The 12137-nt window shown below is 69.6% G+C and carries 12 protein-coding genes and 2 pseudogenes; 9 read left to right on the top strand and 5 right to left on the bottom strand.

Annotated features, from left to right (window positions below; translation table 11 throughout):
* Window positions 1-10: 10 nt before the first annotated feature.
* Together ACFXC1_RS27990 and ACFXC1_RS27985 are read left to right on the top strand one after the other, a co-directional pair.
* Window positions 11-1282 carry a COG4705 family protein gene (locus tag ACFXC1_RS27990; RefSeq protein ID WP_381247192.1) on the top strand — a complete coding sequence of 424 codons (1272 nt, stop codon included), beginning with the start codon at window positions 11-13 and terminating at the stop codon, window positions 1280-1282.
* 398 nt (window positions 1283-1680) lie between these two features.
* A pseudogene (locus ACFXC1_RS27985) lies at window positions 1681-1848 on the top strand (muconolactone Delta-isomerase family protein); the annotation flags it as partial.
* A gap of 87 nt (window positions 1849-1935) precedes the next feature.
* On the opposite strand, the gene ACFXC1_RS27980 reads toward ACFXC1_RS27985, so the two are convergent.
* Together ACFXC1_RS27980 and ACFXC1_RS27975 are read right to left on the bottom strand one after the other, a co-directional pair.
* A complete protein-coding gene (locus tag ACFXC1_RS27980) occupies window positions 1936-2370 on the bottom strand; it encodes a hypothetical protein (protein WP_381247189.1) in 435 nt (144 codons plus the stop codon).
* A 238-nt stretch (window positions 2371-2608) separates the two neighbouring features.
* Window positions 2609-3070: pseudogene (locus ACFXC1_RS27975) on the bottom strand (LD-carboxypeptidase); the annotation flags it as partial.
* Between the two features lie 44 nt (window positions 3071-3114).
* Between ACFXC1_RS27975 and ACFXC1_RS27970 the strand changes: the two are divergent.
* The 4 genes from ACFXC1_RS27970 (at window position 3115) to ACFXC1_RS27955 (ending at window position 5768) form a co-directional block, all read left to right on the top strand.
* Window positions 3115-3957, top strand: coding sequence for an isocitrate lyase/PEP mutase family protein (locus ACFXC1_RS27970; RefSeq protein WP_381247186.1), 843 nt, complete (start codon window positions 3115-3117; stop codon window positions 3955-3957).
* A 249-nt stretch (window positions 3958-4206) separates the two neighbouring features.
* Window positions 4207-4521 (top strand): SGNH/GDSL hydrolase family protein, encoded by a 315-nt coding sequence (locus ACFXC1_RS27965; protein ID WP_381247184.1) that lies wholly within the window; start codon window positions 4207-4209, stop codon window positions 4519-4521.
* A gap of 318 nt (window positions 4522-4839) precedes the next feature.
* Window positions 4840-5043 carry an SGNH/GDSL hydrolase family protein gene (locus tag ACFXC1_RS27960; RefSeq protein WP_381247181.1) on the top strand — a complete coding sequence of 68 codons (204 nt, stop codon included), beginning with the start codon at window positions 4840-4842 and terminating at the stop codon, window positions 5041-5043.
* Window positions 5044-5120: 77 nt separating this feature from the next.
* Window positions 5121-5768, top strand: coding sequence for a TetR/AcrR family transcriptional regulator (locus ACFXC1_RS27955; protein ID WP_381247178.1), 648 nt, complete (start codon window positions 5121-5123; stop codon window positions 5766-5768).
* Window positions 5769-5845: 77 nt separating this feature from the next.
* Here ACFXC1_RS27955 and ACFXC1_RS27950 read toward each other — a convergent pair whose 3' ends face one another.
* On the bottom strand, window positions 5846-7483 hold the full coding sequence (locus tag ACFXC1_RS27950; RefSeq protein ID WP_381247176.1) for an MFS transporter: 1638 nt from the start codon (window positions 7481-7483) through the stop codon (window positions 5846-5848).
* A 299-nt stretch (window positions 7484-7782) separates the two neighbouring features.
* Window positions 7783-8238: a MarR family winged helix-turn-helix transcriptional regulator gene (locus ACFXC1_RS27945; RefSeq protein WP_381247173.1), complete on the bottom strand. Its 456-nt coding sequence runs from the start codon at window positions 8236-8238 to the stop codon at window positions 7783-7785.
* Between the two features lie 186 nt (window positions 8239-8424).
* Between ACFXC1_RS27945 and ACFXC1_RS27940 the strand changes: the two genes are divergently transcribed.
* Together ACFXC1_RS27940 and ACFXC1_RS27935 are read left to right on the top strand one after the other, a co-directional pair.
* Window positions 8425-9393 carry an alpha/beta hydrolase gene (locus ACFXC1_RS27940; protein WP_381247170.1) on the top strand — a complete coding sequence of 323 codons (969 nt, stop codon included), beginning with the start codon at window positions 8425-8427 and terminating at the stop codon, window positions 9391-9393.
* A 45-nt stretch (window positions 9394-9438) separates the two neighbouring features.
* Entirely contained in the window at window positions 9439-10179 is a 741-nt protein-coding gene (locus ACFXC1_RS27935; RefSeq protein ID WP_381247168.1) for a maleylpyruvate isomerase family mycothiol-dependent enzyme, read from the top strand.
* A gap of 7 nt (window positions 10180-10186) precedes the next feature.
* Here the strand turns inward: ACFXC1_RS27935 and ACFXC1_RS27930 are convergent, their stop codons facing one another.
* Window positions 10187-10564, bottom strand: a complete 378-nt coding sequence (locus ACFXC1_RS27930; protein ID WP_381247165.1) for a MarR family winged helix-turn-helix transcriptional regulator — start codon at window positions 10562-10564, stop codon at window positions 10187-10189.
* Between the two features lie 87 nt (window positions 10565-10651).
* Between ACFXC1_RS27930 and ACFXC1_RS27925 the strand changes: the two genes are divergently transcribed.
* Entirely contained in the window at window positions 10652-12133 is a 1482-nt protein-coding gene (locus tag ACFXC1_RS27925; protein ID WP_381247162.1) for an MFS transporter, read from the top strand.
* Window positions 12134-12137 lie beyond the last annotated feature (4 nt).

Below are 12137 nucleotides of genomic sequence, written 5' to 3'. Positions count from 1 at the left end.
ACCTCCCTGCATGACGACGACAACGGAAGCACGCCCACGCAGCGGGCGCCTCATGCTCAACAAGGTCCCCGAGGTCACCATCTGGTTCTGGGTGATCAAGATCCTGTGCACCACCGTAGGTGAGAGCTTCGCCGACTGGATCAACATGAAGCTGGGCGTCGGCCTGGTGAACACGGCCTGGATCTTCACCGCGGTGTTCGTCGTGGTCCTGGCCGTCCAGATGCGGCTCAAGCGGTACGTCCCGTTCCCGTACTGGCTGACCGTGGTCGTTGTCAGTGTCACGGGCACCCTGTACACCGACATCCTCACCGACCAGCTCAATGTGCCGCTGTGGATCAGCTCCGCCGTGTTCTCGGTGCTGCTCGCCGTGGTCTTCGGCGTGTGGTGGCTGCGTGAGCGCACCCTCTCGATCCACTCGGTCACGACGCTTCCGCGTGAGTCGTTCTACTGGCTCGCGGTTCTCGTCACCTTCGCGCTCGGCACCGCGACCGGGGACTGGACCCTGGAGCTCACCGGCTGGAGCCCGGGTGCCTCGGTGATGCTGCCGCTCGGCCTCATCGCGGCGATCACGCTGCTGTGGAAGTCCGGCGCGAACCCGGTGCTGTCCTTCTGGCTCGCCTACATCCTGACCCGCCCGCTGGGCGCGAACATCGGCGACTGGCTCGCCTCCCCGAAGGTCGCTCAGCCGGGCGAGCCGACCGGCCTCGCGCTGGGCACCTTCACCACCAGCCTGATCTTCCTCGGCCTGATCCTGGCCACCGTGGTCTACCTGACGGTGACGCGCTCGGACGTGACCGAGACCTACGAGGCCGCCCACGCCACCCATGCCACCGGCGACCTGCGAAAGGAGCGCGTCGGTCTGGCCGGCTTCGGACTGCTCGCCGTCGCCACCATGGGCCTGCTGATCTGGGCCCACAACCAGCCGCACACCGGCCCGGCGCCGGAGGCCGACAACACCTCCGCCGTCCAGATGGCTCCCGGCCAGGCTGTGAAGAAGTTCCCGCCCGCCAAGGTCGCCGCGCTGAAGAACCTCGCCTCCACCTCGCTCAAGGACGCACGCTCCGGGAACGAGAAGGGAGCGCACGCGGCCGCCCAGTCGCTGCGTGACCTGTGGGATGCCGACCAGGCATCGCTGCAGCCGCTGGACAACACCGGCTGGACCTCCATCGACGCTCAGATGGACAAGGTGCTGGGGACCTTCGGCATCGATCACTCGAACCCGCCGATGCCACCTGCGCAGCAGGAGAAGGAACTGAGCGCCCTCCTGACGGACATGGGCTGACAGCCCCCTCTCCCCAGCGCCCGGCCGACTCATCCGGCCGGCCGGGTGCGCCGGGCCACGCCGAGAACCGTGCCGCCTCGGCAGACGCCGGCGAGCCGTGCACAGTGCAGGCGGCCGCCTGTGGCAGCCCGGCCATGTCCGTGGACTCACGTGGGCGGTCGAAGCCGGTGTCTCAATGGCTTCGACCGCCCGCTGTTCCTCCGAGCTCATCGAGGACAGCGCGTTTCATGAAAGCGGACCTCGACACCCTGCGCGCCCGTATGTCACGCGCCTGCGCGGAGGTCCGGGCGACGGTCTACGTCCGGGAACTCGCGGCTGCCTGGGCCGTGTTGCGCTGACGACGTCAGTCGCTCGACGGCAACTCCCTTAATTGCGCGGCGAGTTCGCTTCGGCAGTGGATGCCGAGCTTCGAGTCGGCATGCGTCAGGTGGTACTGGACGGCCTTGACGGAGATGAACTGTGCAGACCGCCCGCCCAGAGTTCCCGGTCGCAGCGCTCTGGGCCGCTGGGTGCACGTCTGGCGGTGCGTCGGTCAGTACGCCGACATCAGCGTCTTCGACGTCGCCGACAGCGAGGCGCTGCACCAACTCCAGTGGGATCTACCGCTGTTCCCCTGCATGACGCATGACGATCGAAGTGACGCCTCGGTCACGTCACCCCTCAGACCTCGCGGCGGACGAGAAATCGGCCTGCGAAACGGCGACCGCCGGTTCGAGCAACGACAACGTCCGCTGCCCGGCGTCCAGTTGGGCACGGACACCGACCGGCATCGGCAGATTGGGCCCGGCATGCCCGAACTCGACATTGCCCAGGACCGGGATGTCACGGTCGCCGAGCACATCGAGAACTATCTCGCGCAGGGTCGGGGATTCGTCGCCGGGCGTCCCCAGCCCGTCGATCTCGTGCGGGACGCCCACGACCATGCCGGCGATCCGATCGAGAACGCCGCAGTGCCGCAGCACCTGCAGATAGCTCCACACATACGCCGCCTGGCCACCCGTCTCCTCCCAGAACAGCACGGCGCCGTCGAACCGTTCGAGCGGCAGCGCGTACGGCGTCGCCTGCGCCAGCACGATGCGATTGATCACCCCACCGACCAGCGGACCTTCGGCACGGCCGGCCCGCCAGCACCCAGGGCGGGGTGGCCGGCAGCGCACCGATCGCCTCGCCCCCGGTCAGCAGCCTCAAGTAGAGCCGCTCAAGCACGACTTGGCGCGCGGCGGACTCTCTCTGCCAGTGGCCGCCGAGTCCCGGAGTGGCCAAGTCGGCGTGAAATCCGACCAGTCCGGTGCGGGCGTAGAGCACCAGGTGCAGCAGCGAGATGTCGCTGTAGCCGAGGATCGGCTTGGGGTCGGCGACGACCGCCTCGAAGTCGATCAGGTCGAGGTAACCGAGCGCCGTCTGACCGCCGTCGTGCGCGACGATCGCCCGCACGTCGGGATCTCGCAGCAGCCCATTGAACTCCTCGGCGATCTCCACCGGCCGAGCCGCACTCCACCAGCGCTGGCGCCCAGCCCGCAGAAGCGGCGCCCGCCGCACCCGGAACCCCATCCGCTCCAGCACGACCACCGCCCGCTCGAGGTCGGGTTCGTAGACGGCGTGCAACGGCCCGGACAGCGAGGCGACGACGACGAGATCCCCGGACAACAGGGCCCGGGGCCGAAGCAGTTGGGGCGGCACGGTGCGGGTCACCGAGGCAGTTTCCCGGCACGCGCGACACCACGCCACTCCTTTACCGCCAGGTGTCCCGCACGCCCGCGTAACCCCAAAACATAACGATCGTTGCATAAGCGCACATCACAACCGCCGCAAGAGACAAGAGGACCCGTTCAATGCCTCACGGCAGCGCACTGCGCAGCGCGATCACCGCTTCCGGCACGACTCCTCTGATCGGTGTGTACGACATGTACTCGGCGTCGATCGCCGCCCAGCACTACGACGGCCTCTTCGTCTCCGGGTTCGGATTCGCCGCGTCCTTCTACGGCCTGCCGGACATCGGTTTCATCGCCTGGCCGGACATGGTGGCCTTCACGGAACGGCTCCGCTGGGCCTTCCCCCGTCATCACCTGCTCGTGGACATCGACGACGGCTACGGCGACCCGGAGGTGGCCTGTCATGTCGTACGGCGGCTGGAGCGGGCCGGTGCCTCGGGGGTGATCCTGGAGGACCAGAAGCGCCCGCGCCGGTGCGGTCATGTGGCGGGCAAGCAGCTGCTCCCGCTCGACGAGTACCTCGACAAGCTCGAACGCGTACTGGCCTGCCGGACCGGCGACTTGACCGTGGTCGCCCGGACCGACGCGACCGACGAGGCCGAGATCCTCACACGTGCCAAGGCGCTCGCCGCCACCGACGCCGACGTGGTGCTGGTGGACGGAGTGCGCGACATCGACGCGATCCGCCGGATCCGGGACTCCATCGGCGACAAGCCGCTGCTGTTCAACCAGATCGCCGGTGGCCGCTCCCCCAGGTTGTCACTGGGCGAGTTGGCGGAACTCGGTGTGGATGTCGCGATCTACAGCACCCCCTGTCTCTTTGCCGCGCACGAGGCGATGGACAGGGCTCTGACCGATCTCAAAGTGACGGACGGACGACTCCCGGAGACGGGGGACGACCGCGTCGGCGTACCGCAGTCCGTCGAACTGCTCACCCGCAATCTCCAGGCCACACCGAGCTGACGCGACGGAGGCCTCTGTCTCCGGTTGGACCCGGTGATCGTCCCGCGGCACGAGGACGGCGCCCCGCCCTCGCCATAGCCTCGATCACATCGAGAAAGCGCGCGGCCCCTCGACGGAGCCGGCCGCCCGCTCTCCGGCAGGCGGTGGCGCCGGCAGCACAGCGCGCCGCGGCGATCCCGTTCCACGAGAGCGCGGAGGCGTTGTTTCCCCGGCCGACGGTCACGAAAGCTCCGTATCGCCACGGCAGTTGTGGTCACGTCGGCCGCCGCGTCCACGCCCGCCGAGACCGGTGGTTCCCCCTACGTCGCGCTCGGCGATTCCTACGCCTCGGGCGCCGGGCCGGCCGGGGTGAAGGACGCGGAGTGCGACCGTACGAGCGGCAGTTACCCCAGTCTGATCGCCCGGTTCTTCGCCGTGGTCGGGCCGCGTCACGCCTTCAAGGACGTCACCTGCAGCGGTGCCACCACACGCGACTTCTGGAACGCCCGGGGCAGCAAACCTCCGCAGATCGACGCCCTCACCCCCCGACACGAGACTCGTCACCCTGACGCTGGGCGGCAATGACGTCGGCTTCTCCAGTGCGCTGGCCACCTGCGCACGCCTCGCCTCGTCCGACCGGGACGGCAGTCCGTGCGAGCGGTACTTCACGGCGGACGGCAAGAACGTACTGGCGGAGCGCGTCGCCACCATGGAGGGGCGCTTCCACGACGTGCTCACCGACATCAGGCGGCGCAGCCCGCACGCGAAGGTGATCGTCGTCGGATATCCGGCGCTCCCCCCGACGACGCCGTCGCCTGCGCCGAAGTCCCTTTCGCCAAGGGCGACTTCGCCTGTCTGCGGGACACGACGAAGCAGGCCGACCGGGCGCTGGAGCGTCACGCGGTGGCCGCCGGGGCGGATACGTCCTTCGCCGACACCTACACGCCGACGATCGGCCACGACATGTGCCGGCCCCGCGACGAACGGTGGGTCGAGTCCCTGCCCCCGCCCCGAACACCATGGCCGCACACCCCAACTCCCTCGGCGGAGTCGGTCATGGCGGCGTCGGCGCTGTGGAAGATCTACCAGCCCTTCCACAGGCCGTAGCGGTCGGCCTCAGCAAAACACCAGGTCAGGGCAGCATCGCCAAGCAGACCGCGCCCCACCCGCCGTATAGTCGCGTCATGCAAGAGACTGGGCGGATGGAGCCGACGCCCCGCAGGAACCTGCGCGAAGAGCAGAAGATCCTCACCCATCGCCGGCTGCTCGAAGCGGCCGTCACGGTGTTCACCGAGAAGCCCTTTCTCGAGGCGCGGATGGAGGACATCGCCCAGGCCGCGGGGGTGACCCGGGTGACGGTCTACGCCCACTTCCCCGGCAAGGCCGAGATCGTGGACGCGCTGGTGGACCGCCTGTACCACCTGATGGGCGAGGCCTACGCCGACCTGGCCGCGCTGCCCCGGTGGACGCCGGCGGGCATCCGGGCGTGGCTCGACGAGGCGGCGGTCCGCTGGCGGGAGATGGCGCCCATCCGCCGGGTCGCCAACGCGGCGGCCCCGTCGGCACTGCGCAGCCCGGGCGAAGGGCGGACGCAGTACGTCGAGGCGCACGAGCGGTATGTCGGCATGCTGGTCGGCGACTACGGGCGGTGGCGAGGAGTCGATCCCGCGGAGGCCCGGCAGCGTGCGCTGATGGCCGTACTGCAGACCGAGTCGTTCTTCTCCGCCTGGATCGCCGTCGAGTGGCCCTTGGAAACCAAGGACCCGCTGCGTCTGCTGGCCGACTCGCTCTGTCATCTCCTCGGGCCAGCGCTGGACAACGACAGTTCCTGAACGGGCCGTACAGCAGGGGTGGTTGGCCGTCGGTGTCGTAGCCGAGGGTCAACCACCCCTGGAACAGCGGCTGTTGGTCAACCGGCCTCGCCAACGGCCGCTGCCCCGGCGGCCGGTTGGGTCGCGACCGCGGGCTCCGTCTCCGTGTGCGGGGCGCGGGCGCGGACGCCGATCGTGACGAGGGCCACGGCGGCTGCCACGAGCATGCCGACTCCGCCGACGAGGGCGCAGGTGTGGAGCGCGTCGGTGAAGCTCGCGCCGTAGGCGGCCAGGGCCTGGCCGGTCGCCTCGCCGGAGTTGAGGTGCAGGAAGGCGCCCGCCTGGATGCCGACGCCGTTCACCGTGCCGATGACCTGGCCCTGGTCGGCCGGGCTCAGGCCGGACGCGGCGACGTGGCCGGGCAGGGTCTCCAGGGTGCGGTTGGTGAGGATGACGCCGAAGATGGCCGGGCCCAGGGCGCTGCCGATCTGGCGGAGCGCGCTGTTGGCGGCGCCGGCGGTGCTGCCGAGGCGGCGCGGCAGACTGTTCATGGCGATCGTGGTGATCGGGGCCATCGCCAGCGCGATACCGATGCCGAACACCGCGATGACCAGGGCCGCTTCGCCGGTGCCGGTGGTGGCGTCGAACAGGTTCACCAGGAGCGCCCCGATACCGCCGACCAGCAGGCCGGTCACCAGCACGAGGCCGGGCGAGAAGCGGTGCATCAGCCGGCCGACGACCGGGCCCAGGACGACGGTGAAGCCGTTGAGGGCGATCAGGCGCACCCCGATGTCCCAGGTCGAGGCGTGATGGACGAGGCCGAAGTACTCACTGAGCGAGAAGACGAGACCGACCTGGGCGAACAGCGTGAGCGCCATGACGAACGCGGCCCCGGAGAACGCCGTGGACTTGAACAGCCGCATGTCCAACATCGGACAGCGGGACCGCAGTTCGACGACCACGAAGGCCGGCAGGGCGAGTGCGGCCACGACGAACGCCGTCACGACCTCCGCCGAGCCCCAGCCCGGAGCGCCGCCGCCCTCGATGACGCCGTAGACGATGCCGGTGATGGCGACGATCGCGAGGAGCTGGCCGGGGATGTCGAGGTGGCGTTCGCGGTCGGAACGGGAGTCGACCAGGACGAAGGCGCCGACCAGGACCGTCAGGGCGCCGATGGCCAGGGTGGGCAGGAAGATCCAGCGCCAGCTTGCGTGTTCGACGATCAGGCCGTTGAAGAGGGGGCCGAGGGTCAGGCCGAGGCCGAGGGCGGCCGTCCACAGGGCTATCGCGCCCGCCCGCTTGCGGTGGTCGGGGCAGACGTGGCTGATCAGGCCGAGGGTCGCGGGGAGCAGTGCGGCGGTGCCGACTCCGGTGAGCGCCTGGCCTACACAGACCTGGACGACGCTGTGCGCGGTGAGGGCGACCAGACAGCCGACGCAGGACAGTGCCAGACCGATCAGGTACATCTTCTTGCGGCCGAAGAGGTCACCGATGACACCGCAGGTCAGCAGCAGGGCGGCGGTCGGCAGGATGAACGCGTCGGTGATCCACTGGAGCCCGGTGGTGGAGGCGTTCAGGGCCTGCTGGATCACCGGAAGCGCCACCGACACACCGACGACCGGCAGATAGGAGACGAAGACTCCCAGGCAGGCCAGCACGATGGTGGCGGTGACGTGACGGGACGGGGAGTCCGGCTGGGGGGACGGAGGCGAGACTTCGGAAACCAGGGTCGGCATGGCACCTCTTCGACGTCGAACGGGGCGGATTGACCGGGTGTGAACTGCGCGTGGCGTGATGTGCGCGGCTACGGCGGGGGTGACGGTGCCGACTCCGTCAGTCGTGTCCCGGGGCCCGGAGGCTGACGTGGGTGTTCGGCTTGAATCTCCATTGACGTAAGCCATTTCCTTTCGGGAAATCGCTTCGGACCGTATACCGGTGACCCGGTCCTGGAGATGCCGTTGGACCTGCAACCTAAGCTGAACAGCGGCGACGACACACTGCTCCGCGAGGCGTGAACGCGCAGGTGGGAGGCCGGTCAGCCGGCGGCGACGTTGGCCGTGATCAGCCGGAGGAGCTGCTTCGCCAGGGCGTCCTGGTCAGGGGTCAGGCCCATCGCGTCGCCGATCGACACGGGCACGGCGGCGGCCCGCTCCCGCATCCCCGCGCCGGTGTCGGTGAGCCGGATGGCGACCGAGCGCTCGTCGTCGCGCCGGCGTTCGCGGCGCAGCAGTCCGTTCGCCTCCAGCCGCTTCAGCAGCGGGGAGAGCGTGCTGGATTCCAGTTGGAGCGCGGCGCCCAACTCCCGTACGGAGATCGAGTCCTGCTCCCAGAGGACGAGCATGACGAGGTACTGCGGGTAGGTCAGGCCCAGTTCGTCGAGCAGCGGCCGGTAACGGGCGGTCACCGCGCGGGAGGCCGCGTACAGCGCGAAGCACAGCTGGTCGTCGAGGAGCAGCGATCCCTCGGCCGGTTCCGCGGCGGCTGGGCTCATGGTGCGACTCCTCGCTCCGGTGCTCTTCAGGGCAATCACCACCTTATCGTTCAGGTCCGATCGATTCTATCGAGCACGCTTTAGTTGTGCACAACTTAATCGCGCGCTACTCTCATGCTCGTGCCGCACCAACGGCCCGGACCCCACCGGAGCCGTCCGCGGTACCCGTTCGGAGGAGAGATCGTCATGACCGACAACACCGCGCCCCGCCCGGTCCTCGAACCCGCGGCCCAGTCTTTCGCCGAGGCGACCGCGAACCCGCCCTACCTCTTCGACCTCACTCCGGCCGAGGGCCGCAAGGCGGTCGACGAGGTCCAGTCCGGCGACATCCCCAAGCCCGCCGTCGACGAGGAGTGGATCACCGTCCCCGGCGGCCCCACCGGCCAGGTCAAGGCCCGTATCGTCCGCCCGGCCGGGGCCACCGGCACACTCCCCGTGATCATCTACATCCACGGCGCCGGCTGGGTCTTCGGCAATGCCCACACCCACGACCGGCTCGTGCGCGAACTCGCCGTCGGCACACAGGCCGCGGTCGTCTTCCCGGAGTACGACCTCTCCCCCGAAGCCCGCTACCCCGTCGCCATCGAGCAGAACTACACAGTGGCCAAGTGGGTTGTGGAGCAGGGCGCGACCAAGGGCCTGGACGCCACGCGCATCGCCGTCGCCGGCGACTCGGTCGGCGGCAACATGACCGCCGCACTCACACTGATGGCCAAGGAACGGGGCGATGTCCCCCTGGTGCAGCAGGTGCTGTTCTACCCGGTCACCGACGCGAACTTCGACACCGCCTCCTACCACCAGTTCGCCGAGGGCTACTTCCTGCGCCGCGACGGCATGCAGTGGTTCTGGGACCAGTACACGACCGACGAGACCGAACGCGCCCGGATCACCGCGTCCCCGCTGCGCGCCACGACCGAGCAACTCACCGGCCTGCCCCCGGCGTTGGTCATCACCGGCGAGGCCGACGTCCTGCGCGACGAGGGCGAGGCCTACGCCAACAAACTCCGCGAAGCCGGTGTGTCCGTCACCGCCGTCCGATTCCAGGGCATCATCCACGACTTCGTCATGCTCAACGCCCTGCGCGAGACCCACGCCGCCGAAGCCGCCATCACCCTGGCCGTCACCACACTGCGCAAGGCACTCGCCACCGACTGATCGCGGGAGCACCCGCCCCGCCTTCCGTACGGCACACTCGCCCCCATGGACACCGACGCGTTGGTACGGACGCTGGACCGGGAGGGCGGCCTGCTGGCCTCGGCCGCCGAGGCGGCGGGGGTCGACGCCGAGGTCCCGACCTGCCCGGAGTGGCGGGTGCGGGACCTGTTGCGGCACACAGGGATGGTGCATCGCTGGGCGACCGCGTTCGTCGCCGAGGGACACACCGCGTACCACCCCGACGGCGGTCTGCCGGAGCTGGACGGCGCGGAGTTGGTGGCCTGGTTCCGGGCAGGGCACCGCTCCCTCGTGGACACCCTTGCCGCCGCCCCGCCCGACGTGGAGTGCTGGTACTTCCTGCCGGCGCCGTCACCGCTCGCCTTCTGGGCGCGGCGTCAGGCGCACGAGACGACCGTGCACCGGCTGGACGCGGAGGCGGCACGCGGCGGCACCCCCACCGTGATCGCCCCGGACTTCGCGGCCGACGGCATCGACGAGTTGCTGCGCGGCTTCCACGCCCGCAGCCGAAGCAGGGTGCGCAGCGCCGAGCCCCGGGTGCTGCGGGTGCGCGCCACGGACGCGGACGACGCCGTGTGGACCGTACGGCTGTCTCAGGAGCCGCCCGCCGCCGAGCGGGGCGGCTCGGGGGAGGCCGACTGCGAACTGGCCGGTCCCGCTGGGCAGTTGTACCTCGCTCTGTGGAACCGGAGGCCGTTCCCGGCCGTCTCCGGGGACACGTCGCTCGCCGCGCTGTGGCGGGAGAAGTCGGCGATCACCTGGAGTTGACGGCCCGTCAGCCGGACAGCATCCTCGTCAGCACCGCGCGCTGCAACGGGAGTACCTCGCCGTGCAGGTCGCGCCCCTTCTCCGTGAGGGTCACGCGCACGCCTCTGCGGTCCTCCGCGCACATGCCGCGCTCGACGAGACCGTCCTTCTCCAGCCGGGCGATCAGCCGGGACAGGGCGCTCTGGCTGAGGTGGACGCGCTCGGAGATCTCCTGGACGCGATACGCGCAGGCGTCACCGGCGAGCACGTCAAGCACCTCGAAGTCGCTGCCGCACAGGCCGTGTTGGTGCAGGGTGCGGTCGAGTTCGCACTGGGTGCGGGCATGCAGCGCCAGCATCTCCCGCCACTGGTCCACGAGCGCCTGCTCGGCCTTCTTCGCCGCCATGAGAGCGCACCGTAGCAGAGAAGCGGATTTATTGCACCGTAATTAAATGCGCTTGCATTCGATGCATACGCATGTAGTCTCTGCGGCATGACCTCTCCGCTCTCCCCTTCCCTGTCCGAGGGACGTTGGACTCCCCGGCTCTGGGGCACCCTGCTGGTGCTCTGCGCCGCGATGTTCCTGGACGCGCTCGACGTGTCGATGGTCGGCGTCGCCCTGCCCTCCATCGGCTCCGAACTCGACCTCTCCACCTCGACGCTCCAATGGATCGTCAGCGGCTACATCCTGGGATACGGCGGACTGCTCCTCCTCGGCGGCCGGACCGCCGACCTGCTGGGCCGACGCCAGGTCTTCCTGGTCGCCCTGGGAGTCTTCGCGGTGGCCTCGCTGCTCGGCGGGCTCGTCGACTCGGGTCCGCTGCTGATCGCCAGCCGCTTCATCAAGGGCCTCAGCGCCGCCTTCACCGCACCGGCCGGTCTGTCGATCATCACGACGACCTTCGCCGAGGGCCCGCTGCGCAACCGCGCCCTGTCCATCTACACCACCTGCGCGGCCACCGGCTTCTCGATGGGCCTGGTGCTCTCCGGCCTGCTCACGGAGGCCAGTTGGCGGCTCACCATGCTGCTTCCCGCGCCCATCGCGCTGATCGCCCTGCTCGCCGGCCTGAAGCTGCTGCCGCGCAGTGAGCGCGAGAAGGACCACAACGGCTACGACGTCCCCGGCGCCGTCCTCGGCACCGCGTCGATGCTGCTGCTGGTCTTCACCGTCGTACAGGCTCCCGACGCCGGATGGGCATCGGCCCGAACTCTCCTGTCCTTCCTGGCGGTTGCCGTCCTGCTGAGCGTCTTCGTGTACGTCGAGCGGCGCTCCGCCGGGCCGTTGATCCGGCTCGGTGTGCTGCGCTCCGGCAACCAGATCCGCGCCCAGCTCGGCGCGATGGCGTTCTTCGGGTCGTACGTCGGATTCCAGTTCCTCGTCACGCTGTACATGCAGTCGCTGCTCGGCTGGTCCGCGCTGCACACCGCGCTCGCCTTTCTGCCGGCCGGGGCGGTGGTGGCCGTGTCCTCGACGAAGGTCGGCTCGATCGTCGACCGGTTCGGCACACAGCGGCTGATCGCTACGGGCTTCGCGCTGATGGTCGTCGGGTACGCGCTGTTCCTGCGGGTCAGCCTCGATCCGGGATACGCGGCGGTGATCCTGCCGTCGATGCTGCTGATCGGCGCGGCCTGCGCGCTGGTCTTCCCCTCGCTGAACATCCAGGCCACCAACGGGGTCGAGGACCACGAACAGGGCATGGTCTCGGGGCTGTTGAACACCTCGGTGCAGGTCGGCGGCGCGATCTTCCTGGCCGTCGTCACGGCCGTGGTCACCGCGCACGCCCCCGCGCACGCCACCCCGCAGGCGGTGCTCGACAGTTACCGGCCCGGGCTCATCGTGGTGACGTTCATCGCGCTCGCCGGGCTGCTGATCACCCTGCCGGGACTGCGCGGCCGACGTGACCAACAGACCATCGTGGTCGCCAGGTCCACTGTGAAGGAGGCGGAAGCGGATCGCGTTTCGGTCCGCGACTAGGGGG

It is taken from the genome of Streptomyces hokutonensis (genome assembly GCF_042751305.1).
Taxonomy (GTDB): Bacteria; Actinomycetota; Actinomycetes; order Streptomycetales; family Streptomycetaceae; genus Streptomyces; species Streptomyces hokutonensis_A.
This window is presented reverse-complemented; position numbering and strand designations above follow the sequence as displayed.

Excerpts from the sequence above, each read along its gene's own strand:
- ACFXC1_RS27990 (WP_381247192.1), top strand. The coding sequence starts at position 11 with ATGACGACGACAACGGAAGCACGCCCACGCAGCGGGCGCCTCATGCTC.
- ACFXC1_RS27970 (WP_381247186.1), top strand. The coding sequence starts at position 3,115 with ATGCCTCACGGCAGCGCACTGCGCAGCGCGATCACCGCTTCCGGCACG.
- ACFXC1_RS27955 (WP_381247178.1), top strand. The coding sequence starts at position 5,121 with ATGCAAGAGACTGGGCGGATGGAGCCGACGCCCCGCAGGAACCTGCGC.
- ACFXC1_RS27950 (WP_381247176.1), bottom strand. The coding sequence starts at position 7,483 with ATGCCGACCCTGGTTTCCGAAGTCTCGCCTCCGTCCCCCCAGCCGGAC.
- ACFXC1_RS27945 (WP_381247173.1), bottom strand. The coding sequence starts at position 8,238 with ATGAGCCCAGCCGCCGCGGAACCGGCCGAGGGATCGCTGCTCCTCGAC.
- ACFXC1_RS27940 (WP_381247170.1), top strand. The coding sequence starts at position 8,425 with ATGACCGACAACACCGCGCCCCGCCCGGTCCTCGAACCCGCGGCCCAG.
- ACFXC1_RS27935 (WP_381247168.1), top strand. The coding sequence starts at position 9,439 with ATGGACACCGACGCGTTGGTACGGACGCTGGACCGGGAGGGCGGCCTG.
- ACFXC1_RS27930 (WP_381247165.1), bottom strand. The coding sequence starts at position 10,564 with ATGGCGGCGAAGAAGGCCGAGCAGGCGCTCGTGGACCAGTGGCGGGAG.
- ACFXC1_RS27925 (WP_381247162.1), top strand. The coding sequence starts at position 10,652 with ATGACCTCTCCGCTCTCCCCTTCCCTGTCCGAGGGACGTTGGACTCCC.